Source organism: Bradyrhizobium daqingense, from assembly GCF_021044685.1.
In the GTDB taxonomy this organism is placed as follows: domain Bacteria; phylum Pseudomonadota; class Alphaproteobacteria; order Rhizobiales; family Xanthobacteraceae; genus Bradyrhizobium; species Bradyrhizobium daqingense.
The window spans coordinates 899574-923879 of sequence record NZ_CP088014.1 but is presented as its reverse complement, the minus strand read 5'-3'; the positions used below and the strand labels follow the sequence as shown (position 1 = coordinate 923879).

Annotated in this window: 24 protein-coding genes; 12 read left to right on the top strand and 12 right to left on the bottom strand. The window is 65.4% G+C overall.

The genetic code is table 11. The annotated features are described in order from the left end of the window. Positions 1 to 195: 195 nt before the first annotated feature. Entirely contained in the window at positions 196 to 441 is a 246-nt protein-coding gene (locus LPJ38_RS04240) for a PilZ domain-containing protein (RefSeq protein ID WP_018644993.1), read from the top strand. A gap of 81 nt (positions 442 to 522) precedes the next feature. Continuing rightward, a complete protein-coding gene (locus LPJ38_RS04235; RefSeq protein WP_145630406.1) occupies positions 523 to 1302 on the top strand; it encodes a tetratricopeptide repeat protein in 780 nt (259 codons plus the stop codon). Between the two features lie 20 nt (positions 1303 to 1322). Here LPJ38_RS04235 and LPJ38_RS04230 read toward each other — a convergent pair whose 3' ends face one another. The 7 genes from LPJ38_RS04230 to rsmI all read right to left on the bottom strand — a co-directional run bounded on the left by LPJ38_RS04230 (position 1323) and on the right by rsmI (position 8427). After that, entirely contained in the window at positions 1323 to 2612 is a 1290-nt protein-coding gene (locus LPJ38_RS04230; RefSeq protein WP_145630407.1) for a CpaE/TadZ family protein, read from the bottom strand. Then, complete coding sequence (locus LPJ38_RS04225; RefSeq protein WP_145630408.1) at positions 2609 to 3343, bottom strand: CpaD family pilus assembly protein; 735 nt, start codon at positions 3341 to 3343, stop codon at positions 2609 to 2611. Before LPJ38_RS04225 ends, LPJ38_RS04230 begins: the two co-directional genes overlap by 4 nt. 42 nt (positions 3344 to 3385) lie before the next feature. Next, positions 3386 to 4906 (bottom strand): type II and III secretion system protein family protein, encoded by a 1521-nt coding sequence (locus LPJ38_RS04220; RefSeq protein WP_145630409.1) that lies wholly within the window; start codon positions 4904 to 4906, stop codon positions 3386 to 3388. Positions 4907 to 4919: 13 nt separating this feature from the next. Next, positions 4920 to 5732 (bottom strand): Flp pilus assembly protein CpaB, encoded by an 813-nt coding sequence (gene cpaB / locus LPJ38_RS04215; protein WP_145630410.1) that lies wholly within the window; start codon positions 5730 to 5732, stop codon positions 4920 to 4922. A gap of 401 nt (positions 5733 to 6133) precedes the next feature. Further along, positions 6134 to 7078: a glutathione synthase gene (gene gshB, locus LPJ38_RS04210; RefSeq protein WP_145630411.1), complete on the bottom strand. Its 945-nt coding sequence runs from the start codon at positions 7076 to 7078 to the stop codon at positions 6134 to 6136. Between the two features lie 10 nt (positions 7079 to 7088). Then, positions 7089 to 7490: a YraN family protein gene (locus tag LPJ38_RS04205; RefSeq protein ID WP_145630412.1), complete on the bottom strand. Its 402-nt coding sequence runs from the start codon at positions 7488 to 7490 to the stop codon at positions 7089 to 7091. Further along, a complete protein-coding gene (gene rsmI / locus LPJ38_RS04200) occupies positions 7477 to 8427 on the bottom strand; it encodes a 16S rRNA (cytidine(1402)-2'-O)-methyltransferase (RefSeq protein WP_145630413.1) in 951 nt (316 codons plus the stop codon). The genes LPJ38_RS04205 and rsmI overlap by 14 nt, the downstream gene beginning before the upstream one ends. Positions 8428 to 8766: 339 nt before the next feature. Here rsmI and LPJ38_RS04195 point away from each other — a divergent pair, with 339 nt between their 5' ends. Continuing rightward, positions 8767 to 9999: a penicillin-binding protein activator gene (locus LPJ38_RS04195; protein WP_208750512.1), complete on the top strand. Its 1233-nt coding sequence runs from the start codon at positions 8767 to 8769 to the stop codon at positions 9997 to 9999. Positions 10000 to 10114: 115 nt separating this feature from the next. Here the strand turns inward: LPJ38_RS04195 and hemW are convergent, their stop codons facing one another. From hemW to rph, 3 genes are read right to left on the bottom strand one after another with little or no spacing between them, the layout of a single operon-like run. Then, the gene (hemW, locus tag LPJ38_RS04190; protein WP_145630618.1) at positions 10115 to 11299 is read right to left on the bottom strand and encodes a radical SAM family heme chaperone HemW; all 1185 of its coding nucleotides are present in this window, start codon (positions 11297 to 11299) and stop codon (positions 10115 to 10117) included. A 16-nt stretch (positions 11300 to 11315) separates the two neighbouring features. Beyond that, complete coding sequence (gene rdgB, locus LPJ38_RS04185; protein WP_145630414.1) at positions 11316 to 11951, bottom strand: RdgB/HAM1 family non-canonical purine NTP pyrophosphatase; 636 nt, start codon at positions 11949 to 11951, stop codon at positions 11316 to 11318. A 10-nt stretch (positions 11952 to 11961) separates the two neighbouring features. Further along, positions 11962 to 12675 carry a ribonuclease PH gene (rph, locus tag LPJ38_RS04180; protein ID WP_008539796.1) on the bottom strand — a complete coding sequence of 238 codons (714 nt, stop codon included), beginning with the start codon at positions 12673 to 12675 and terminating at the stop codon, positions 11962 to 11964. A 168-nt stretch (positions 12676 to 12843) separates the two neighbouring features. Between rph and hrcA the strand changes: the two genes are divergently transcribed. Both hrcA and grpE read left to right on the top strand, forming a co-directional pair. Next, entirely contained in the window at positions 12844 to 13932 is a 1089-nt protein-coding gene (gene hrcA / locus LPJ38_RS04175; RefSeq protein WP_145630415.1) for a heat-inducible transcriptional repressor HrcA, read from the top strand. Between the two features lie 94 nt (positions 13933 to 14026). Next, positions 14027 to 14644 (top strand): nucleotide exchange factor GrpE, encoded by a 618-nt coding sequence (gene grpE, locus LPJ38_RS04170; RefSeq protein ID WP_145630416.1) that lies wholly within the window; start codon positions 14027 to 14029, stop codon positions 14642 to 14644. Between the two features lie 148 nt (positions 14645 to 14792). Here grpE and pncA read toward each other — a convergent pair whose 3' ends face one another. Both pncA and LPJ38_RS04160 read right to left on the bottom strand, forming a co-directional pair. Continuing rightward, positions 14793 to 15515, bottom strand: coding sequence for a bifunctional nicotinamidase/pyrazinamidase (gene pncA / locus LPJ38_RS04165; protein WP_145630417.1), 723 nt, complete (start codon positions 15513 to 15515; stop codon positions 14793 to 14795). A gap of 122 nt (positions 15516 to 15637) precedes the next feature. Continuing rightward, positions 15638 to 16579 carry a hypothetical protein gene (locus LPJ38_RS04160; protein WP_167520342.1) on the bottom strand — a complete coding sequence of 314 codons (942 nt, stop codon included), beginning with the start codon at positions 16577 to 16579 and terminating at the stop codon, positions 15638 to 15640. A gap of 393 nt (positions 16580 to 16972) precedes the next feature. Here LPJ38_RS04160 and dnaK point away from each other — a divergent pair, with 393 nt between their 5' ends. The 7 genes from dnaK (at position 16973) to LPJ38_RS04125 (ending at position 24237) form a co-directional block, all read left to right on the top strand. Continuing rightward, complete coding sequence (dnaK, locus tag LPJ38_RS04155) at positions 16973 to 18874, top strand: molecular chaperone DnaK (RefSeq protein ID WP_145630419.1); 1902 nt, start codon at positions 16973 to 16975, stop codon at positions 18872 to 18874. A gap of 242 nt (positions 18875 to 19116) precedes the next feature. Beyond that, the gene (gene dnaJ / locus LPJ38_RS04150) at positions 19117 to 20244 is read left to right on the top strand and encodes a molecular chaperone DnaJ (protein ID WP_145630421.1); all 1128 of its coding nucleotides are present in this window, start codon (positions 19117 to 19119) and stop codon (positions 20242 to 20244) included. Between the two features lie 86 nt (positions 20245 to 20330). Further along, on the top strand, positions 20331 to 20930 hold the full coding sequence (locus LPJ38_RS04145; RefSeq protein WP_060734385.1) for a class I SAM-dependent methyltransferase: 600 nt from the start codon (positions 20331 to 20333) through the stop codon (positions 20928 to 20930). Between the two features lie 57 nt (positions 20931 to 20987). Beyond that, complete coding sequence (locus LPJ38_RS04140) at positions 20988 to 21566, top strand: NADPH-dependent FMN reductase (protein WP_145630422.1); 579 nt, start codon at positions 20988 to 20990, stop codon at positions 21564 to 21566. A 6-nt stretch (positions 21567 to 21572) separates the two neighbouring features. Beyond that, positions 21573 to 22283 (top strand): orotidine-5'-phosphate decarboxylase, encoded by a 711-nt coding sequence (gene pyrF / locus LPJ38_RS04135; protein WP_145630423.1) that lies wholly within the window; start codon positions 21573 to 21575, stop codon positions 22281 to 22283. A gap of 23 nt (positions 22284 to 22306) precedes the next feature. Continuing rightward, positions 22307 to 22612, top strand: coding sequence for a DUF1330 domain-containing protein (locus tag LPJ38_RS04130; RefSeq protein ID WP_145630424.1), 306 nt, complete (start codon positions 22307 to 22309; stop codon positions 22610 to 22612). A gap of 377 nt (positions 22613 to 22989) precedes the next feature. Then, positions 22990 to 24237 (top strand): calcium-binding protein, encoded by a 1248-nt coding sequence (locus tag LPJ38_RS04125; RefSeq protein ID WP_145630425.1) that lies wholly within the window; start codon positions 22990 to 22992, stop codon positions 24235 to 24237. The last annotated feature ends 69 nt before the right edge of the window (positions 24238 to 24306 follow it).

Genomic DNA, 24306 nt, shown 5'->3' with positions numbered 1-24306 from the left:
GGTAGCAGGGCGCGCGGCGCTTCGCAAGAACAATACGGGAACGTCCCCGAGAGCCAGGCCAACCCTTAACCAGTCGTATACGCGACGCGGACACTACGCCTCGAATGCGAGCTTCCGCCCTCAGCACATTCCAACGAATGTCCGCTACTCCTAGGCCTGCGGGATGGGCCGTGGTCTAACGGGTGAAGAGTTCAAATGCTTGCAAATCGCCGGAGAAGCGAACGTCGGGTGTGCAGCCGGCTGGCCAAGATCCATTTTGGCGCGGGCTCGCTGCCGCGCGATTGCACCATCACGGATATTTCGGACGGCGGCGTGAAGGTGGTGGCGGAATTTTTGGAAGTGCCGCCGCAATTCACCATCATCTTCGCGCCCGATTATTCCCGCCAATGCCGTCTGCGCTGGCGCATCGGCTGCGAGTTCGGCGCCGAGTTCGTCGATTGAGGCCGGCTCCGCCCGCCTCCTTAACCGGGCTTTAGCGTTAATCGGTCAGCATCTCTGATCAGTCGCCCGAGTGATCAGAGTATGTTCAAGCGTTCGTCTCCCGCCTTTGCTCCGGCGAAGTTCCTGCTTTCTGCATTCGTGGTCCTCACCCTTGGCGGCTGCCAGACCAATGGCGTCGAGGACGTGACCGGCGCGCTCGGCGCCAGAGCCGAAGCGAAGGCCGAGGCCAAGCCGGACGCTAGGCCGGACCTGGACGCCCTGCGTGAGCGCTACCGCGCCAAGCCCAGCGATCCCGCAATTGCGCTCGCCTATGGCAAGGCGCTGCGTGACACCGGTCAGCGCGCGCAGGCGGTCGCGGTGCTGGAGCAGGCCGTGCTCAACTCTCCCCAAAACAAGGCGCTGCTCGCCGGCTATGGCCGCGCGCTCGCCGACAACGGCAATTTCCAGCAGGCCTTCGACGTTCTCGGCCGCGCACATTCGCCCGAGGATCCGGACTGGCGCATCCTGTCGGCGCAGGGCGCCGCGCTTGATCAACTCGGCCGCAACGAGGAGGCGCAGCAATATTATGCGAGCGCCCTCAAGATCGTGCCCGACGAGCCGCAGGTTCTGTCCAATCTCGGCCTGTCCTACATGCTCCAGAACAATCTGCCGCGGGCCGAACAGGTGCTCGGCCGGGCCCATCAGCGCAATCAGAACGATGTACGGATCCGTGCCAATCTCGCGCTCGTGCTGGGATTGCAGGGCCGCCAGGCCGAGGCCGAAATCCTCGTCAAGGCAGATTTGCCGCCGGACCGGGCTGCGGCCAAGGTCACGGCGCTGCGGGAGCTGCTGGCCAAGAAGCAGCAGCGGGCGGAGAGGTAGTCCGCCTCTCCTGGTGGCGCTTACGACGCCTTCCGATGCGGAGCGGAGCTGCGGCCCGACTTGCCCTTCAGCTTCTTCAGGAGCGGTCCGAGCAGCGAACGCTTCGGCTGCTTCACCTCGCCGCGGCCGGCGAGGCGGTTCGCCATGGTCTGGAATAGCGCGGTGGTGCGGTGGTTCTTGGCGACCTCCGCGATCATCTGGCCGTTGTTGGCGGCGGTGGAGAACAGCTTCGAATCGAACGGGATCACCGCGAGCGGCTGGCTCTCCATCGTCTTGGCGAAGGCCTTGACCTCGATCTCGGCGCGCTTGTGCATGCCGACCTGATTGAGGCAGTACAGCGGCGGCCGGTCGTTCGGCCGCGCCGCCTTCAGCACGCTCAGCATGTTCTTGGTGTTGCGCAAATTGGCGAGATCAGGCTCGGCCACGATCACGATGTCATCGGCATTGACCAGCGCGCGCCGCGTCCAGCCCGACCATTGGTGGGGAACGTCGAGCATGATGCAGGGCGTGGTCATGCGTAGCGTGTCGAACACTGCGTCAAAGGCTTCGGCGCCGAAATCATAAACGCGATCGAGCGTCGCGGGCGCGGCCAGCAGGCTGAGCCGATCGGTACACTTGGCGAGCAGGCGCTCCAGCAGAGCGGTGTCCGGCCGATCCTGCGACAGCACCGCGTTGGCGATGCCCTGTACCGGGTCCTGATTGTAGTCGAGGCTCGCGGTGCCGAAGGCGAGGTCGAGATCGATCACGACGGAATCGAGCGCGAGGTCGCGGGCGATCGTCCAGGCGACGTTGTGCGCGACGGTGGACGCGCCGACGCCGCCCTTGGCGCCGACCACAGCAATGACGCGGCCGGTGATGATGGCTTCGGACGCCGAGAACAGGCTGCAGATCGAGCGGACCACGTCGAGGGTTTCGACCGGGCCGATCACGTAGTCGTTGACGCCGCGGCGGACCAGCTCGCGATAGGGCGCGGTGTCGTTGGGATTGCCGATCACGACGACGCGGGTGCCGGGATCGCAGACGCCGGCGAGGTCGTCGAGTCCTTCCAGGATGTCGCGCGTGCCGTCGGATTCGATGACGATCACGTTCGGCGTCGGCATCGTTTCATAGACCTCGATCGCCGCGGCGAGACCGCCGTCCTTGGCGGTGAGATGTGCCTTGGCCAGTCGCCGATCCTGCCCGGCCGCGGTCACCGCGGCGAGCGTCTGCTCGGTCTCGCAGAACGCCTGCACCGAGATGCGCGGAACCGGCGCGATGTGCTCGTCCGGGTGGCGCGGATCGTCCGCGTCTTCGTCGTGGATGCCTGTCATTTGCCGGTATCGCTGAGTTTGGCCTTGTCGGCCTCGGGATAGGTTGTCGTAGTCGTCGAGCCCTTGCGATAGCGTTCGAAGGCGATGTCGCGCCGCGCGGTGTAGGCGGGCGTCTCCGCGCGCGGCTGCTCGAGGTCGGCGGGGTTGTCGATCATCGCCGCAAGATTGCGCTGGCTGGCGCAGCCCAGATTGAAGTACGGCTTGTTCTCGTTGTAGCCGGGGTCGAGGATGTTCGGACCGACGTCTTCCGGCCACAGCCCGCAGGGGCCGGCCGTCGCGGTGATCTTCGAATAGCTCAGCCGCACCGTCGGCAGCAGGCCGGGATCCTCGGGGCGATAGGGATGCTGAACGATGGCACGCGACGGCACGCCGCCGGACGTGAGCACCGAACGGATCTCCCGATAGGTCGCCGCCGCAGCGCGCGAATTCGCGGTGTCGACGGGGACGTCCACGACGACGGAGCCGGTGCCTTCACGCATCCAGTCCCGGGCAACGCCGGCGACATCGGCGTGCTGCTCGGCCGACAAGCCGCCGCGGGACTTGCCGACGAAGATCACGATCGATTTCCGGCCTTCCTGCACCGCGATCGGATGGCGCTGGCGATAATCGGTTGGCACCGTCTGGGTGACGATGTCGCCCGCAGTGTTGCACGCGCCCAGCATGACGGAGAGCCCCGCCAGCGTCAGCACGATGCTCAAACTGCGACGTCGATCGGTCATCGTCTTCGTCATCGCTTCATCCCCTTGCCCGAATTCCGTGCCGCGCGTTCGTCCTCAATCGATGATGAAGCCGAAATCGCCGGGCGCGCCGTTGATCGGATCGACCCGGCGCGTGACGCCATAGAGGCGGTTCATGCGGCCGAGCAGCGCCGTCTGCGCGTCGGACGCCGGCGCGAAACCGTCGTCGGGGCGCGACAATTCCTTCTGGGCGACCGCGCGCACGACATAGGGCGTCACGATCACCATCAGCTCGGTCTCGTTGTTGACGAAGTCCTGGCTGCGGAACAGCGCGCCGATGATCGGGATCTGGTCGACGCCGGGCAGGCCGTTGATCGCCTGCTTGGTCTTCTGCTGGATCAGGCCTGCCATCGCCATCGAGCCGCCGGAGGGAATTTCCAGCGTGGTCTCGGCGCGGCGGGTCTGGATCGACGGGATGGTGACCGAGTTGCTCGAGGTCGAAGAAAGCGCCTGGGTCAGCGTGATCGCGTTGGTATTCGACAGCTCCGAGACCTCGGTCATCACACGCAGGCTGATGCGGCCTTCGCTGAGCACGACCGGGGTGAAGTTCAGGGAGATGCCGAACTTCTTGTAGGTGATCTGGGTGGTACAGACATGGGTGACGGGATCGCAGGAATAGCCTGCGGGAATCGGGAATTCGCCGCCGGCGATGAAGGTGGCGGATTCGCCGGAGATCGCGGTCAGGCTCGGTTCGGCCAGCGTGCGCATGACGCCGGCGCTTTCCATCGCGCGCATCGTGGCGTTGACGGTGGCAACGCCCTTGGCGAGGCCTGTAACGCCGAGCCCGTTGCTGCCGACGATCGGCCCGCCGGAGACCGAGAACGGATTGGAATTGTTGAAGTTCACCACCGCGGTGCCGGCGTTCAAGCTGGCACTGAGGTCGACGCCCAGCTGCTTGACGATGTCGCGGCGCACTTCGCCGACGACGACCTTGAGCATCACCTGATCGCGGCCGCGCACGACGATGTTGTTGACGACCTTGTCCGCGCCGCCGACGAGCTTGGCGGCGACTTCGCCGGCCTGCTGCGCCTCGACCGGGCTCGACACCGAGCCGGTCAGCATGACGCTGTCGCCGACGCCTTCGATCTGCACGCCTGGCAACGACTGGCGCAGCGCGGTGCGCATGCCGTTGAGGTCGCGTTTCACCGCGATGTCGTAGGAGGCGACCTGCTGGCCGTCGGCGGAGAAGAACACCACGTTGGTCTGGCCGACCTGACCGCCGATGATATAGGCGCGCTGGGACGAGCGGATCACCGCGTTGGCGATCTTGGGATCGGCCACCAGCACGTCCTTGACCTCGCGCGGCAAGTCGATGACGACGGATTTGCCGATGCCAAGCGAGAGAAAGCGCGTGCGGGCCGATGCGATGGTCGCAACCGGCGATACGCTGAGATCCGCCGGCGCCTGCATCGGCGACTGGTCGCCGACCGGTGCATCTGCGGCGCTGACGATCCCGGGAGCCGCGAGCAGCCCCAGCGTCAACATGGCCCCCGTCCAGAACGAGCGCGCGCGCTTCCCCCGAATGCGCAGGCCCGTCCGATCGTCCCCAACCTTCATACTATCCCCATCATCACTTCTGTGACGTCACTTGCCGCGCCTGCACCCCGTAGCGGATCACGTTGACGCCGTCGGAACGCTTGGCCGCCTGATCCTCAATCGGATCGTCCACGGCCTTGGCATCGACGATGCTCCGCAGCGCGAGCTGGAGCGTGCCGCCCTGGCGCGCGGCCGACAGCGTGGCGACCTGGTCGGGCTTGAGCTCGAGCGTGACGGTCTTGCCGACGACGGCGGTCTGGCCGTCTTTTTCCTTCGGCGCCTGGTCGATCGCGAGCACGCGGATGTTGGTCAGGATGACCTCGGACAGGATGAGGTCATTGGCCGCGGCCGCGCCGTTTGCGTCGGGATTCTTCAGGCGGCGGGTCAGCACGATGTCGACGCGGTCGTTCGGCAGGATGAAGCCGCCGGCACCGGTCTCGGCTGAAATTTCGGTGGAGACGGCTCGCATGCCGGAGGGGAGGATCGCGGCCATGAAGCCGGAGCCTTCGGCCCTGACCAGCTTCTGCTCGCGGATCGGCTCGCCCTGCATCAACGGCACGCGCGCGATCGAGCCGGCGATCTGGGTCTGCGCGTCGGGCCTGCCATCGCGGCGGATGAAGGCGCTGCTCGCGGTCGCCGCCGGCCAGACCTGCCATTGCAGGTCCTCGGGCTTCACGGCTTGACCGAGCGCGATGTCGGTCTTGGCGACCAGGACCTCGACCGTCGGCAGCTTCTCGGCGACGGGCAGAACGGGCGCGGGTTCATTCTGATAGCCGCTCGCCAGATACGCAGCGACGCCGCCGGCGCCAAGCGCGATGACGAGAACGACAATGCGTGCGGTATTCATACGCTTCTACTCTTACGCGGGGCACTCGAACCGCACCTGGCGGGTTCCCCGTGTCGATGAGTAGGGAGTAAAAGTATAAGGGGTGTTGCGAGCCTGAATGTGATGGCCGGTCACAGCGCTGGTTTTCCGCGAATGGTGAACGCGGCGTTAGTCAGTCGGCCAGCGTCCCCGTAGATTCACGCAGAGGAGGCGCATTCGCTCGCATGACAGCGGCGGCGTCATGGTGAACGGGTGGTTAGGGGGCGGGTGTCAGGGCGCGCGACGTTGTCATCGCCCGCGAAGGGCGGGCGATCCAGTATCCCAGAAGCGGCAGTGATTGAACCGAAAGGCCGCGGCGTACTGGATGCCCGCCTTCGCGGGGCATGACAGCGGACTGGGGCGGCTCCCTCCGCATTACGAAGCTACTTCTTCCGCTTCTCTTCGATCGCGTCCCAGATCTTCGCCGCGACGTCAGGGCCGCCGAGCCGCGCGATGGCGCGGATGCCGGTGGGCGAGGTCACGTTGATCTCGGTGAGGTTGCCGTTGATGACGTCGATGCCGACGAACAGCAGGCCGCGCTCGCGCAGTGCCGGACCGACGGCGGCGCAGATCTCGCGCTCACGCGGGGTGAGCTCGGTCTCCTGCGCCGCGCCGCCGCGCACCATGTTGGAGCGGAGGTCGTCCGCGGCCGGCACGCGGTTCACGGCGCCGGCGAACTCGCCGTTGACGAGGATGATGCGCTTGTCGCCGTGCTTCACCTCGGGAATGAATTGCTGGATCACCCACGGCTCTTTGAACGTCACCGAGAACATGTCGAACAGCGAGCCGAAATTCATGTCCTGGGGCATCACGCGAAACACCGCGGCGCCGCCATGGCCGTGCAGCGGCTTCATCACGACGGCGCCATGCTTGTCGCGGAACGCGTTGATCTCGTCGAGGTCGCGAGAGATCAGGGTCGGCGGCATCAGCTGCGGAAAATTCATCACGAACAGCTTTTCCGGCGCGTTGCGCACCGAGGCGGGGTCGTTGACGACCAGCGTCTTCGGATGGATGCGCTCGAGGAAATGCGTCGAGGTGATGTAGGCGAGGTCGAACGGCGGGTCCTGGCGCAGCAGCACCACGTCGAAACCGTTGAGCGCCTCGCGCCGGGGCTCGCCGAGAGTGAAATGATCACCCGGCTCATCGCGCACGGTGAGGAGCTGAACCGGCGCGACGAGTTCGTCGCCGACCATCGAGAGCTTGTCCGGCGTGTAATAGGACAGGCCGTGGCCGCGCTTCTGCGCCTCCAGAAGCAGCGCGAAGGTGGAATCGCCCTTGATGTTGATGCGGGCGATGGGGTCCATCTGGACGGCGACATTGAGTTTCATGGTCTGCCTTTCAGGTCGAGGCGTCGAATGCCGCCAACACATGGCGCGGAAGTGACCGCGGCGCAATCAGCATGGCGTCGAATCGCAATTCGAATTCGGCATGCTCGGGATGCGCCACGAGCCACCCCTGCGCGGCGTTGATGATGCGCTGCTGCTGGCGCGGCGTCACGGCGAAGGCGGCGTCATCCAGCGTGGCGCGCGCCTTGACCTCGACGAAGGCGATCAGATTGCGGCGCCGCGCCACGATGTCGATCTCGCCATGCGGGGTGCGATAACGCTTGGCGAGGATGCGATAACCTTTGGCCATGAGATAGGCGGCGGCGCGGCTCTCGGCCGAGATGCCGGTACGGAACGCGGCGACGCGCTCGGGCGAGGCGACTTTCGGTTCCGCAGGGACCTCAGTCTTCGCCATCGCCGCCTCGCAGGTCCTTCGCAAGCTCGAGCGCGCGGGCATAGACCTCGCGGCGCGGCCGGCCCGACAATGCGACCGCGTGCGCGACGGCATCCTTGACGCTGTGCGCGGCGAGCTGGTCACGCAAGAGATCATCCAGCGCATCCGATGTCAGCACGTCGGCGTCGGCCGCTGGCGGAGCGATCACCAGCACGAATTCGCCGCGCGTCTCCAGCGCATCAGCGCTGCGCGCGAGCTCGGCGAGTGTCGCACGTGATATCTCCTCATGCAGTTTCGTCAGCTCGCGGCAGATCGCGGCCTCGCGCGCGCCCATGATTTCGGCGAGCTCGGTGAGCGTGTCCTGCACGCGGTTGCCGGATTCGAACATCACCAGCGTCGCATCGACGCGGGCGAGCTCGACGAGGCGCGCGCGACGCGCCGCCGATTTCGCCGGCAAAAAACCCTCGAAGAAGAAGCGGTCGGTCGGCAGCGCCGCCACCGACAGCGCAGCCAGCACCGAGGACGGGCCGGGCAGCGCGTAGACCGCATGGCCGGCGGCGCAGACCTCGCGCACCAGCTTGAAACCGGGATCGGAGATCAGCGGGGTGCCGGCGTCGGAGACCAGCGCGATCGAGCCGCCGGCCGCAAGCGCCTCGAGAATCTTCGGGCGCGCCACTTCGGCGTTGTGCTCGTGATATGGCTTCAGCTGCGCGGTAATGGCGTAGCGCTCGGTCAGGCGCCGGGTGATGCGGGTATCCTCGCAGGCGATGACGTCCACGCCGGCGAGGATCTGGAGCGCGCGGACCGTGATGTCACCGAGATTGCCGATCGGAGTTGCGACCAGATGAAGGCCTGGTGCCGCCTTCGGCGCTGCAAGGCGTTGGGCATCGATGGAGAAGCCGCGCGCGGCGGCGTTTGTGTCTTCAGGCGTATTTATCGGGGCCGGCTTTGCGCGCATAATGAAGTCAACTTAGGCACGATCCGCAGAGCTGGGAACCGGCTCTTCGAAAAAGATCGCGCCGAGGTGAGGGGCGAGGAAGACTGGAAAGTGATCCGATGAGCATCACATTCCCAAGGGGAGGAAGCACCAGCGTCATATTCGCGGCGGAAACGCCACCTTGATGCTGGGGTGACGGACGGTGGAGAGCTAGCCAGAACTTTAAGGTGCGGCCGCGTTAAGCGATCATTATCCTTTTGTTTTAGTTAACTATTTGCCGACAATATGCCTGAATCCGCGGCTTGTGTCGCTGAACGAGTTGTAACCGGCTGGCAACGGCTGGTCGGAAGAGAAACTGCCATGGTGGGCCCGCGACATCCAAAGTCTTCCGTTTCGGGACCCCCGATCTCAGGGGCGACCCGGCGGGGCGCGCTCGGCCTGTTGCTCGGCACACCCCTGCTCTCGGCTTGTGCCGGCGTGCAGCAGAGTCTCAGCCAGTTCTCCAACCCCTTTTCGAGCTCGTCACCTCCGGCTCAGCCGGCAGGTCCGCCGCAGCAGGCCACCACCGCGGGCACCGGCGGGGTTAAGGTCGCGGTCATCCTGCCGCTGTCGGCCGCCGGCAATGCCGGTCTCGCGGCGCAATCCATGCGCAACGCCGCCGAGATGGCGCTGGCCGAGTTCCAGAATCCGAACATTCAGCTCCTGATCAAGGACGACAATGGCAGCCCGCAAGGCGCGCAAGCCGGTGCGCAGCAGGCGGTCGACGAGGGCGCCGAGATCATCCTGGGACCCCTGTTCGCGCAATCGGTGCCGGCGGTGGCGCAGGTCGCGCGCACGCGGGGCATCTCCGTGATCGCGTTCTCGACCGATTCCAGCATCGCCGGACGCGGCGTCTATCTGCTCAGCTTCCTGCCGGAATCCGACGTCAACCGCATCGTCGAATATTCCGCCAGCATCGGTAAGCGCTCGGTCGCCGTGCTCGTGCCCGACAATGCCTACGGCAATGTCGTCGAGGCCGCCGTGAAGGCGGCGGTACCGCGGCGTGGCGGGCGCGTCGTTGCGTTCGAGAGATACGGCGCCGATCGGGCCACCCCGGCGCGGACCGTGGCGCAGCAGCTCGGCAGCGCGGATGCGCTGTTCATTGCCGATGACGGCGATGCCGTGGTGTCGGTGGCGGATGCGATGACGGCGGCGGGCGCGAATCTGCGCAACATCCAGATGCTCGGCACCGGGCTGTGGGACAGCCCGCGCGTCTATGCCAGCGCTGCGCTGCAGGGCGGTCTCTATGCCGCGCCGGATCCGGCCGGCTTTCGCGCGTTCGCCGGCCGCTATCGCACCAAATACGGCGCGGAGCCGATCCGTACCGCGACGCTCGCCTATGACGCGGTCGCCCTCGTCGCCGCGCTCGCGCGCACGCAGGGCGGTCAGCGCTTCTCCTCGGACGTGCTCACCAACCCCTCCGGCTTCGCCGGCATCGACGGCCTGTTCCGCTTCCGCGCCGATGGCACGAACGAGCGGGGACTTGCGGTGATGAAGGTGACGCAAGGCGGCGGGGCGGCAGTCGCGGGCTCGCCGAAGAGTTTTGGAGCGTAGCCGGACGACGGTGACGTAGGGTGGATTAGCCGAAGGCGTAATCCACCAAGTTCGTTCCGCGAGCGTGAAAGAAGGGTGGGTTACGCCTTCGGCTAACCCACCCTACGAGAGCACGCTACGCCGCCAGATCCGCGACGACCGCATCCAGCACCGGGAATCCGCTGCTGGTCACGCGCAGGCGTCCCGTCGCATCGACCGTGATCGCACCTTCCTCGCGCAAGAGCGCGATGCGTTTGGGGTCGAGCGGGCGGCCGGAGAGGGCCTTGTAGCGCTCGGGGTCGATGCCCTCAGTGAGGCGCAAACCCATCAGCAGGAATTCGTCGGCGCGTTCCTCGCTGTTGAGGAGCTCGTCGGTGACGACGCCATGGCCGTTGGTCTCGACCCGCATCAGCCAGGCTTCTGGGCGCTTCTCGGTGGCGGTCGCGTGCCTGATGCCGTCGATGTCGAGGCGGCCGTGCGCGCCGGGGCCGATGCCGGCATATTCCTCGCCGCGCCAATAGACCAGATTGTGCCGGCACTCGGCGCCGCGCCGCGCGTGATTGGAAATCTCGTAGGCGGGCAGGCCGAGCCTGTCGCAGGTCTCCTGCGTGACGTCGTAGAGCGCGCGCGCGACCGCCTCGTCCGGCGTCTTCAATTTGCCGGCCTGGTGCAGGCCGAAGAATGGCGTGCCTTCCTCGATCGTCAACTGATACAGCGACAGATGCTCGGCTGCCTCGCTGATTGCGAGACGCAGCTCATCGGCCCACATCGCCGGCGTCTGGTCTGGACGGGCGTAGATCAGGTCGAACGAGTAGCGGTCGAACGAGCGGCGCGCGATGGCGACGGCGTCGAGCGCTTCGCGCGCGCTGTGCATGCGGCCCAGCGCCTTCAGCGAGGCATCGTCGAGCGCCTGCACGCCGAGGGAGACGCGGTTGACGCCAGCGCTGCGATAGCCGGCGAAGCGCGTGGCCTCGACGCTGGTGGGGTTGGCCTCCAGCGTTACCTCGACATCACCTGCGACGCACCAGTGCTTGCCGATGGCGTCGAGCACGGCACCGACGGTTGCGGGCTGCATCAGCGACGGCGTGCCGCCGCCGAGGAAGATCGAGGTGACCTCGCGACCGGGCGCGCGCTCGGCGGTCGCCGCGATCTCGTGCGCAAAAGCGGAAGCAAACCGCGCCTCGTCGATCGCGGCGTGGCGAACATGGCTGTTGAAGTCGCAATAGGGACACTTCGACAGGCAGAACGGCCAATGGACATAGACGCCAAAAGCTTGGCATTCTTGTTTTGACGCGTTTTCCTGGCGCGAACCGGTATCCACTTCGCTCGAAAACGCTCTATCGCGGCTCAAGGCAGATCTCCGCCAGTTTCACGAACGCGCGGGCGCGGTGCGACAGGCCGAGGCCGTGCGGCGGCAGGCCGTGTTTCTCGATGCTGGTCATCTCGCCGAAGGTGCGGTCGTGGCCATCAGGCAGGAACATCGGATCGTAGCCGAAACCGGCCGTGCCGCGCGGCGGCCAGACCAGCGTGCCGTCGACGCGCGCCTCGACCTCTTCGAGATGATCGTCGGGCCAGGCGACGCAGAGCGCGGAGACGAAGTGCGCTCTTCGGCGGTCCGGCGTGGCGGCGCCGCGCTCCTGCAACAGGCGCTCGATCTGCGCCATCGCCGCGTTGAAGTCCTTGGCCGGACCGGCCCAGCGCGCGCTGTAGATGCCAGGGGCGCCGTCGAGGGCGTCGACGACGATGCCGGAATCGTCGGCGAAGGAGGGAAGCTTCGTCGCCTGTGCGGCCGCGATCGCCTTGATCGCGGCATTGCTGCGGAAGTCGTTGCCGGTCTCTTCGGGTTCGGGCAGGCCGAGCTCACCGGCCGACACCGCCTCGATGCCGTAAGGCGCGAGCAGTTCCTTCATCTCGGCGAGCTTGCCGGGATTATGGGTCGCGATGACGAGCTTTCCGGTGATTCGGCGGTGCATGGCCTATTGACTACGCCACAGCCAGTTTCTGCAAGTCCACCAGGCGTGCGATGCCCTTCTGCGCCAGGGCGATCAGCTTCAGGAACTCGTCCTGTGTGAACGGCTCGCGTTCCGCGGTGCCCTGCACCTCGATGATGCGGCCGTCGCCGGTCATGACGAAATTGGCATCGGTCTCGGCTTCCGAATCCTCGGCATAGTCGAGATCGAGCACCGGCGTGCCGTTGTAGATGCCGCAGGAGATCGCGGCGACGTTGTCGCGCATCACGTTGGCCTTGACCATGTTGCGCGCCTTCATCCAGCCGATGCAATCCGCAAGCGCGACCCAGGCACCGGTGATCGAGGCCGTGCGCGTGCCGCCGTCGGCCTGAAGGACGTCGCAATCGACCGTGATCTGGCGCTCGCCCAGCGCTTCGAGATCGACGATGGTGCGCAGCGAGCGGCCGATCAGGCGCTGGATCTCGACGGTGCGGCCGCTCTGCTTGCCGGCCGAGGCTTCGCGGCGGGTCCGCTCGGAGGTGGCGCGCGGCAGCATGCCGTATTCGGCGGTGACCCAGCCGCGGCCTTGGCCCTTCAGCCACGGCGGCAGGCGGTCTTCCAGCGTGGCGGTGACCAGCACGTGGGTGTCGCCGAATTTCACGAGGCAGGAGCCTTCCGCATATTTGACGACACCGCGCTCCAGCGTCACGGGGCGCAATTCGTCGGGCGCACGGCGGCTTGGCCGCATGGGAAATCCTCCAAAACTCGCAGGGGTAGGGCTGTTCGCGGTGCTTGTAGGGGGGGTGAGGGTGGGCGGCAAGGTTTTTTCACCCCCGATGGCGGCCCCGCCAACGCCACGCTTGTCAGATGCGTCCGGGATGGACAAATTATGAGTATCTGAGAGGAGTTACCGTCTGTGGCCCATCACGATCCGATCAATCTGATCGCGCCGCGCGCAGGCCTTGCCCAGCTCAACGAGCGTTCCCGCGACATCTTTCGTCAAATTGTCGAAAGCTATCTCGCGACCGGTGAGCCCGTGGGCTCACGCAACATTTCCCGCCTGATCGCCATGCCGCTGTCGCCGGCCTCGGTCCGTAACGTCATGGCCGATTTGGAACAGCTCGGCCTGATCTATGCGCCCCATACCTCCGCCGGCCGGCTGCCGACGGAACTCGGCTTACGCTTCTTCGTCGACGCCCTGATGCAGGTCGGCGACCTCAATGAGGCCGAGCGCGCTTCGATCCAGAGCCAGCTCTCCTCCGTCGGCGAGGCGCAGTCGGTCGAGGCGGCGCTGGACCAGGCCCTGATGCGGCTGTCGGGCCTGACCCGCGCCGCCGCGGTCGTGCTGACGCCGAAATCCAATGCGCGGCTGAAGCACATCGAGTTCGTGCGGCTGGAACCGGAAAAGGCGCTGGTGATCCTGGTCGGCGAGGATGGCCAGGTCGAAAATCGCGTGCTGACGCTGCCGCCCGGAGTTCCCTCCTCGGCCATCACCGAGGCCGGCAATTTCCTCAATGCGCGCATCCGCGGCCGCACGCTGGCCGAGGCACGGCTCGAGCTCGAGACCGCGCTTGCCGAGGCCCGTGCCGAGCTCGACCAGTTGACGCAGAAGGTGATCTCGGCCGGTATCGCAAGCTGGTCCGGCGGCGAGAACGAGGACCGCCAGCTCATCGTGCGCGGCCACGCCAATCTGCTGGAAGATCTGCACGCGCTGGAGGATCTGGAGCGCGTGCGCCTGTTGTTCGACGATCTCGAGACCAAGCGCGGCGTCATCGACCTGCTCGGCCGGGCCGAGACCGCCGAAGGCGTGCGCATCTTCATCGGCTCGGAGAACAAGCTGTTTTCCCTGTCGGGCTCCTCGACCATCATCTCGCCCTATCGGGATGCCGCCGGTCACATCGTCGGCGTCCTGGGCGTGATCGGCCCGACGCGGCTGAATTATGCCCGTGTGATCCCGACCGTGGACTACGCGGCCCGCATCGTCAGCCGCCTTCTGGGGGGCTGACCGGCGTTTCCGCCGATCACGGGCGCTTGATTTTCGCAAGGTAAGGCACGATATCCGGGCCAACATCCCTGAAACGAGTTCGAGATTAGAGCCGATGACCGAGCAAGACCGGCAACCCCAAGACACGACTGCAGCGACCGGCGAGCCCGTGGTGTCGAAACCCTACATCATGCCCGATGATCCGGAGCCGGGTTCGGTCGAAACGCTGCAGAAGGAAGCCGCTGAAGCGCGCGACCGCATGCTGCGGACGCTGGCCGAGATGGAGAATCTGCGCAAGCGCACCACCAAGGAAGTCGCCGACGCCCGCCTCTACGGCATCACCGGCTTTGCCCGTGACGTGCTCGACATCGCCGATAATCTCCAGCGGGCGCTCGATGCCGTACCGGCCGAGACGCGTGCTGCGGCCGATCCCGGCCTCATCTCGCTGATCGAAGGCGTCGAGCTCACCGAGCGTTCGCTGCTCAATGCGCTGGAAAAGCACGGCGTGAAGAAATTCGATCCGCAGGGACAGAAGTTCGATCCGAATTTCCAGCAGGCGATGTTCGAGGTGCCCGATGCGTCGGTGCCGTCGGGCACCGTGGTGCAGGTGGTGCAGGCCGGCTACACCATCGGCGAGCGCGTGCTGCGTCCCGCGCTGGTCGGTGTCGCCAAGGGCGGCGCCAAGCCCGCGCCTGCAGCCAACAACAACGAATCGAGCGGCGCGCCGAACTGAGTCTCAGACCCTCATGGTGAGGAGCCGCGCCTTTGCGCGGCGTCTCGAACCATGCAGGCCAAGATGTAACGGCGGGGCCTTCATCCTTCGAGACGCGCGCGAAGTCGCGCGCTCCTCAGGATGAGGGTTTGGCGGTTGAGCGTGCCGCCTAAGCGCTCACGGCGATATCACCCGACTGAATCCGCTTCACGCCGGCCTTGGCCATATCGGCCCAGGCCTTTGCCAGCGAGCCCTGCGTGTCGATGCCGCGGCAGGCGTCCTCCACCACATAGACCTCGAAGCCCGCCTTGCGCGCGTCGAGCGCCGTCCAGGCCACGCAGAAATCCGTCGCCAGCCCTGCGACGAAGACGCGCTTGATCTTGCGCCCCTTTAGATAGCCGGCAAGGCCCGTCGAGGTCTTGCCGTCGGCTTCGAGGAAGGCCGAGTAGCTGTCGACGTTCTTGTGAAAGCCCTTGCGGATGATGAGCTCGGCATGCGGGATCGCAAGGTCCTTCGACAGCGCGGCGCCCTCGGTGCCTTGCACGCAATGGTCCGGCCACAGCACCTGCTTGCCGTAGGGAAGATCGACGGTCTCGAACGGTTTCTTGCCGGAATGCGTTGACGCAAACGAGACGTGGCCGGGCGTGTGCCAGTCCTGCGTCAGCACCACGTTGGCGAACGCTTTCGCGATCTTGTTGATGACGGGCACCACCTGCTCGCCGTCCTTCACCGCGAGGCTCCCGCCGGGCAGGAAGCAGTTCTGCACGTCGATCACGAGCAGCGCGGACGCCTCATCCGGCTTGATCGATGAAGCTGCTAGCATCGCCGTGGGCGCGAGAGTCACCAGCGCCGTCGTTCCAAGCATCGCCAGGATTTGTCGCCGATCAAGCATCGTTCGCCTCCCCTTGGGATGATCTAATTGGGGAAGTATACGAACAGAAGCCCGAAAATGCAGCCGGTCTTGGTGAGGGGTTGCGCTGGGCCGGCCGACAGCGAGTGTTGAAGCGGCTCGGCCTACCCCTTCGGCTGAATCCCATCCCGCACGGCGCGGAAGCGTGCGAAGGCGGGCAGCCACTGGTCGCGCGGGGCGCTGGCGATGATGCGCAGCGAGGCGCCGCCGCTCGAGAAGCGGATCCACTGCACCACGGTCACCGGAACCTTGTCCTTGCCGCTGACGCCGTCGATCCGGGTCTCGAAACCCTGCTGGCCGTTGATGCGGATCGGCTCGGACATGGTGACGCGCGACTCGCGCACGCCGGGAATCTGGAGCGCCGCCTCCTGGGCGAAGCGGGCGCGATCGTCGGCGGCTTGCGGGGTGGCGCCGATCAGCCCGAGGATCATGAACGGTTTCGACTCGTAGCCCGTGCTCTCGTCGCCGTCGGCCAGGATGATGCTCGAGCCCGGCGCCAGCGTGCGGATGTCCTTGAACTCGGCGAGATCGGTGATCTTGAACGGCATCAGCCCGATCTGCTCTTCGGCCGAGACCTGCTTGCGGGTCACGGTGCTCGCAAACATCTGGCGCACCGCCTCATCGGTGTAGATCTTGGTGGCATTCTCCGGGATCTGCACCGCGACATAGCCGGAGAAGCCGGCGCCCGGCACGATCATCGAATAGCGCCGCACCGGGGTCTCGCCGGCCTTGCCGCTTTCGGTGGTGAAATAAGCGAGGCCCGCAGGCGTCTCGATCTTGTCCTGCTTGACGCCATTGGCGCCCGCCGGATTGGAGTTGAAGGCGCTCACGACCTCGCCATAGGCGGCCGGGGGCAGCTCGGTGATCAGCACCTTGACGCCGCCGTCCTCGCTCTCGAAACCCGGAAAAGTTTTTGCCGTATTGAGACCGACCAGCGGCACCATGCCAAGGCGCAGGCCGGGCGGGTAGACGGCGTCGGCAGCAAGCCCCGGAAACGCGGAGGCAATGAGGAGGGCGAGCGCGGCGAGGGGGCGGATCAGCTTCATGGGCACTCTGATTGGTTCACATTGAGGCCGTTCGATGGTCGTAGACCGGGCCGCTTTGTCGCGCGGAGCAGCGTGGTGGGGCTGCCCGGCCGGTCCGCCTTTAACGGGTTTGGCCCTGCCGTAACAGGGTGGGGCAGATGGCCGAGGCGGGACTTGCCGAGGCCCGGACCCGTTAATAATTCCTCTCCCGCAAGGCCGTTGGAGCCCGGATATGGTGCTCCAAAACCCAATGTTTTCACGGCAGAAACGTTGCTTCGGTCCTTGCGGGCCCCTCCCCCCCTCCTATATGAGCCTCAATCATCGCAATATCGCGGATGTTTGATCTTAGGGGGTTTCGGTTTGGGTGCCTTCTGGGCCCAGCCAACCTGCCGCAAAAAGAAGGATATCAGGACCATGGGAAAGGTCATTGGGATCGACCTCGGCACCACGAATTCGTGCGTTGCCGTGATGGATGGCAAGAACGCCAAAGTCATCGAGAATTCCGAAGGCATGCGCACGACGCCTTCGATCGTCGCCGTCACGGATGACGGTGAACGCCTCGTCGGCCAGCCGGCCAAGCGCCAGGCCGTCACCAATCCCGAGCGCACCTTCTTCGCAGTGAAACGCCTCATCGGCCGCCGCTACGACGACCCGATGGTCGAGAAGGACAAGAAGCTCGTCCCGTACAAGATCGTGAAGGCTTCCAATGGCGACGCCTGGGTCGAGGGCGACGGCCAGACCTACTCGCCCTCGCAGGTGTCGGCGTTCATCCTGCAGAAGATGAAGGAGACCGCGGAAGCCCATCTCGGCCAGAAGGTCGACCAGGCCGTCATCACCGTTCCCGCCTACTTCAACGACGCCCAGCGCCAGGCGACCAAGGACGCCGGCAAGATCGCGGGCCTCGAAGTGCTGCGCATCATCAACGAGCCGACCGCGGCCGCGCTCGCCTATGGCCTCGACAAGACCAAGGCCGGCACCATCGCGGTGTACGATCTCGGCGGCGGCACCTTCGATATCTCCATTCTCGAAATCGGCGACGGCGTGTTCGAGGTGAAGTCGACCAACGGCGACACCTTCCTCGGCGGCGAAGACTTCGACATGCGCCTCGTGGGCTATCTCGCCGACGAATTCCAGAAGGAGCAGGGCATCAATCTGCGCAACGACAAGCTTGCGTTGCAGCGCCTGAAGGAAGCCGCTGAAAAGGCCAAGATTGAGCTGTCGTCGACGACCCAGACCGAGATCAACCTGCCCTTCATCACCGCGGACCAGACCGGCCCGAAGCATCTGACGATGAAGCTCACCCGCGCCAAGTTCGAGGCGCTGGTCGATGACCTCGTCCAGAAGACCGTCGAGCCCTGCCGCAAGGCGCTGAAGGATGCCGGCGTCACCGCCGGCGAGATCGGCGAAGTCGTGCTGGTCGGCGGCATGTCGCGCATGCCGAAGGTCCAGGAAGTCGTGAAGCAGCTGTTCGGCAAGGAGCCGCACAAGGGCGTCAACCCGGACGAAGTCGTGGCGATCGGTGCCGCGATCCAGGCCGGTGTGCTCCAGGGCGACGTCAAGGACGTGCTGCTGCTCGACGTGACCCCGCTGTCGCTGGGCATCGAGACGCTGGGCGGCGTGTTCACCCGCATCATCGACCGCAATACCACGATCCCGACCAAGAAGAGCCAGGTGTTCTCGACGGCTGAAGACAATCAGAATGCCGTCACCATCCGCGTCTTCCAGGGCGAGCGTGAAATGGCGGCTGACAACAAGATGCTCGGCCAGTTCGACCTGATGGGCATTCCGCCGGCGCCCCGCGGCATGCCGCAGATCGAGGTGACCTTCGACATCGACGCCAACGGCATCGTCAACGTCTCGGCCAAGGACAAGGCCACCGGCAAGGAGCAGCAGATCCGCATCCAGGCCTCGGGTGGTCTGTCGGAAGCCGACATTGAGAAGATGGTCAAGGACGCCGAGGCCAATGCCGAGGCGGACAAGAAGCGCCGCGAGGCCGTCACCGCCAAGAACGAGGCGGACGGCCTGGTGCATTCGACCGAGAAGGCCCTGGCCGAGCACGGCTCGAAGGTCGCCGAGACCGAGCGCCGCGCCATCGAGGATGCCGTCAGCGACCTCAAGGAAGCGCTGAAGGGCGACGATGCCGAGGCGATCAAGGCCAAGACCCAGACGCTGGCCCAAGCTTCGATGAAGCTCGGCGAGGCCATGTACAAGCAGCAGGCCGAGGCCGACGCCAAGAAGGACGCGGCCAAGGACGACGTCGTCGACGCGGAATTCACCGAGGTCGACGACGACAAGAACAACAAGAAGTCCGCTTAAGCCCCGAGAGGGTGATCATGCGGGCGGCTTGGACCCCACACGCACCAAAGGCCTCCTCCCTCGCGGGGGAGGCCGTCGTGTCGGGAAGGGCGGGCCCGATGCCCGTTACGATCGATCAATTCCCAGCCGTTATGCCGAACGTCGCCGTGCCCTCTTCCGCCAAGAGGCGGAAGGATTATGTCGTTGCGCAGCGGCATCGTTTCGCTCCGACTTGTTTCGCGATTGGATAGACCGAGCTCATCATGTCCACGTCCACCAAGCGCTGCTACTACGAGACCCTCGAAGTCGAACGCGATGCCGACGAAGGCAAGCTGAAATCGTCGTTCCGCAAGCTGGCGATGAAATTCCATCCCGACCGCAATCCCGGGGATGAGACCAGCGAAGTCAAGTTCAAGGAAATCAACGAGGCCTACGAGGTCCTGAAAGACAGGGACAAGCGCGCGGCCTATGACCGTTACGGCCACGCCGCCTTCGAGCAGGGCGGCGGTGGCGCCGGCTTCGGCGCGGGCTTCGCCTCCTCTTTCTCCGACATTTTCGAAGACCTGTTCGGCATGGCCGGACAGCGCGGCCGCGGCGGCCGCGAGCGTGGCGCCGACCTGCGCTACAACATGGAAATCACGCTCGAGGAAGCCTTCAGCGGCAAGACCGCGCAGATCGAGATCCCGGTCTCGGTCACCTGCGAGGCCTGCTCGGGCATCGGCGCCAAGGCCGGTACCAAGCCGAAGACCTGCTCGACCTGCGGCGGCGCCGGCCGCGTGCGGCAGTCGCAGGGTTTCTTCACGCTCGAGCGCACCTGTCCCGGCTGCCAGGGCCGCGGTCAGATGATCGAGGACGCCTGCCCGTCCTGCTCGGGCCAGGGCCGGGTCACCCGCGAGCGCACTTTGTCGGTCAACATTCCGCAGGGCGTCGAGGACGGCACACGGATCAGGCTCGCCGGCGAGGGCGAGGCCGGGGTCCGTGGCGGCCCGCCCGGCGACCTCTACATCTTCCTGTCGCTGGCCCAGCACCAGTTCTTCCAGCGCGACGGAGCGGATTTGCATTGTCGCGTGCCGATCTCGATGGTGACGGCCGCCCTCGGCGGCGAATTCGAGGTGCCGACCATCGAGAAGACCAAGACCAAGGTGAAGGTGCCGGCCGGAACCCAGTCGGGCCGTCGATTCCGCATCGCATCAAAAGGCATGCCGGTGCTGCGCTCGCGCCAGATGGGCGACATGTACGTCCAGGTCGTGGTCGAGACCCCGCAGAACCTCACCAAGAAACAGCAGGAATTGCTGGCCGAGTTCGACAAGCTCTCTTCCGGCAACACCCAGCCGGAATCCGAAGGCTTCTTCGCCAAGGTCAAGGATTTCTTCGGTAATCGGGCGAGTTGACCCGTCTTGACCGTGCCGCCTTCGGCCTATACGTCTTTATGACCATTTTCTGACACGCCGCTCCCGCGGTCCCGTCCGGTCCTGACATGCCCTTGCCATCGTCCGCGCGTGCGTTGAAGAAGCCTCGTCTTGATGACGAGGTGCGGTTTCTCCGGTCGTGGATCGAAAAGCCGCTGCACATGGGCGCGGTGATGCCGTCAGGCAAGCTCCTGGCCCGGACCATGGCCCATTACGTCGATATCGACTCGGACGCCCCCGTGGTCGAGCTCGGACCCGGCACCGGCGCCATCACCTCGGCCCTGATCGAGCGCGGCGTCGACCAGAAGCGTCTCGTCCTCGTCGAGTACAATCCCGGCTTCTGTGCGCTGCTGCGCGACCGCTATCCGCAAGCCAAGGTGGTGCAGGGCGATGCCTATCGCCTGCGCGACACGCTGTGGAATGTGCTGAGCGCGCCGGCCTCCGCCGTCGTCTCCGGCCTGCCACTCGTCACGAAGCCGATGCTGACCCGGCTGCGGCTCATCCGCGACGCCTTCACGGCGCTGGCGCCTGGCGCGCCTTTCATCCAGTTCACCTACGCGGTGGTGCCGCCGATCCCGAAATCGCTGCACGGCGTGTCCACAGAGGCCTCGGAACGGATCTGGATGAACCTTCCGCCGGCCCGCGTCTGGGTGTATCGCAAGGACTAATTCCGCCGGCATCTCTCTTTGCGCGGCGGGCTCGTTTCGCCGAACGCATTGGATTGGATGTCAGCTCCCAAGATCCTGGTCATTCCCGGCTCGCTGCGCACCGGCTCGCACAATGCGAGGCTGGCGGCGGTCGCGGCCTATGAATTCGCCCAGGCCGGCGTCGACGTCACCCGTATCTCGCTCGCCGATTTCCCGCTGCCGATCTATGACGGCGATCTCCAGGCCAAGTCCGGCGTGCCCAAGCACGCCATCAATCTCAAGCGCATGATCGGCGCGCATCACGGCGTGCTGTTCGTCACGCCGGAATACAACGCCTCGGTGCCGCCGCTGCTGAAGAACGCCATCGACTGGGTCAGCCGCGTGCACGAGCTGCACGAGGCGCGCGGCGATGTCTTCCGCAATCGCCCCTTCGCGCTCGCCGGCGCCTCGCAGAGCCGGCTTGGCACCGCCCGCGCGCTCCAGGCGTTGCGCCTGATCCTGACCTCCTGCCACGCCAATGTGATCCCGAGCCAGCTCACGCTGGCCTTTGCCGACCAGGCCTATGACGATATGGACAGGCTCAAGAACGAGGCCGATATCGCCGCGTTGAAAGAGCTGGTGCGACAGTTGATCGACGTTTCCCAACGCATGATGTGAGGTGACATGACGCCAGCCGAGATCGCCCCGAAGGACCGCCTGATCGTTGCGCTCGACGTGCCGAGCGTCGATGCCGCGGAAGCAATGGTCGGCAGGCTCGGCGACAGCGTCACGTTCTACAAGATCGGCTATCAGCTCGCCTATGCCGGCGGCCTTCCGCTGATCGGCAAGCTCGCCGACAAGGGCAAGAAAATCTTCGCCGATCTCAAGATGCATGACATCGGCAACACGGTCACGCGTGGTGTGGAGAGTGTCGCCAAGCTTGGCGCAACCTTCGTCACGGTGCACGCCTATCCGCAGACCATGAAGGGCGCCGTCGAAGGGCGTGGCAGCGCCAGCCTGAAGATTCTCGCCGTCACCGTGCTGACCTCCTACAACGACGACGATCTGCACGCAGCCGGCTACCGGCTCGGCGTCTCCGAGCTGGTCGAGGCGCGGGCGCAGCAGGCACAGGTGCTCGGCATCGACGGGCTCGTCTCGTCGCCGGAAGAAGTCGGCAGCCTGCGCAAGATCGTCGGCCACCAGATGCGTCTCGTCACGCCCGGCATCCGGCCGGCGGGCTCGGCCAGCGGCGACCAGAAGCGCATCATGACGCCGGGCCGTGCCATCAGTGCCGGCGCCGATTATCTCGTCGTCGGACGGCCGGTGGTGGAAGCCGCGGACCCCAAGGCGATCGCTGAATCCATCCAGGCCGAGGTCGCTCAGGCGCTCGGCTGATCAACAACACAGGGAGAACGACGATGGCAAAAGGTTACTGGATCGGACGCGTCGATGTGAGCAATGACGAGGGCTATAAGCCCTATGCCGTCGCCAACGGCCAGATCTTCAAGAAATGGGGCGGCCGCTTCGTCGTGCGGGCCGGCAAGTTCACCACTGTCGAAGGTGCCAGCCGTACCCGCAATGTCGTGATCGAATTCCCGGACTACGAGACCGCGCTCGCCTGCTACAACTCGCCGGAATACCAGGCCAACATCAAGGTGCGCCAGCCGCACTCCGTCGCCGACCTCATCATCATCGAGGGCTATGACGGCCCGCAGCCGTCGTAGACGGGAGCGCCCCGTCGTATTCACGTGATGGACGCACGCTGATCGGCGAGCGGTTCGCCTCGAGCCGCCGGTTCGCCATTCCGTGCGAGACCGGTGGTCGCGTAACCCCCGACACATGCACCGAAGCCAGTTCCAATACGTTCCCGAAGGATCGATTGGTCGCACCACCCGCTGTCGTGGCCGCCTACTCAGCTTCCATTCGTTGACTCTTTTTGTCCCCAAATGGGGATTGCGACGCTGCTCAATTTTCAGCCAAGGTTGCTTTGCTCGAACTGTGCAACAGGACGATGGGTGTCTTCACACAGAAGGGCACCACGTCCCTCGTTGGAGGCAAGCCTACCCGCATCACGGAAATCTTGGATCAAGGAGCGGAAGTCATGGCACTCATCAACGGAACGGCAGGCGACGATACCCTTCCTGGAACGGCAGCTGACGACCAGATCAACGGGTTGGCAGGCAATGATACGATCACCGGGCTGGACGGCAACGACGTTGTGAACGGCGGCGCGGGTGACGACGATATCGATGGCGGCGCTGGCAACGATACTCTGAATGGTAATGCCGGTGTTGATACGATCGCCGGGGGCGACGGTGACGATGCCATCAACGGCGGTGCGGGCGACGACGATCTTTCGGGCGATGCTGGTCTGGACACGATCCACGGCAACGCAGGCAACGATACGATCGATGGCGGCCTGGGTAACGATCAGCTCTACGGTGACGCGGGCGCCGACTCGATCCACGGCGGAGATGACGATGATGTCGTCCACGGCGGTGCCGGAGCGGACACTCTTTGGGGAGATGCAGGCAATGATACGCTGAATGGCGATGCGGGCAGCGACACGCTGCACGGCGGCCTCGGAAACGACACATTGAACGGCGGCCTCGGCGACGATGTCATCAACGGTGATGAAGGCAACGACACGCTGAACGGTGGTCTTGGAAACGACACGCTGAACGGCGGTGCCGACGACGACGTTTTGAATGGCGGCGCCGGTAATGACACGCTGAACGGCGATGCGGGCAACGACACCATGAATGGCGACGCCGGAGATGACACCATGTTGGGTGGCGCCGGCGACGACACCATGAATGGTGGTGATGGCGCAGACGATCTCGATGGCGGCACGGGCAATGATACGCTGAACGGCGACGCGGGCGACGATACGCTTGCTGGCGGTGACAACAACGATACCCTAAACGGCGGAGACGGAGCCGACACGCTAGCGGGCGGAAATGGCAACGATACGCTTGCCGGGGAAGCAGGCGATGACGAGCTGGATGGTGGTAATGGCAACGACGTCCTCGATGGCGGGACGGGAGACGACGTCTTGACCGGCGGTGCAGGTGCCGACATCTTCAGTTTCGGTGACGACACCGCCACCAACTTCGGTGACGACGAGATAACGGACTTCAGTCTCACCGACGGGGACCTGATCCAGGTCGATGCTGCACCAGGATTCGATCCAAGTACGGTCGTGGTCAGCGATGATGGCACCAATACTGTGCTCGACTTCGGCTTCGGAACCATCCAACTCGATGGCGTCACGGGAGGCGCGACGCCATTCGAGACGATCGATGACATCAATGTGGCCGCTGGAGCCACGGTCATCGAAGTCGTGTGAGACCTGTTTGGCGGGGCGGCCGCTGGTCCGCCCCGCTGTTGCATTTCTGAAATCTGTACTCGTCAGTCC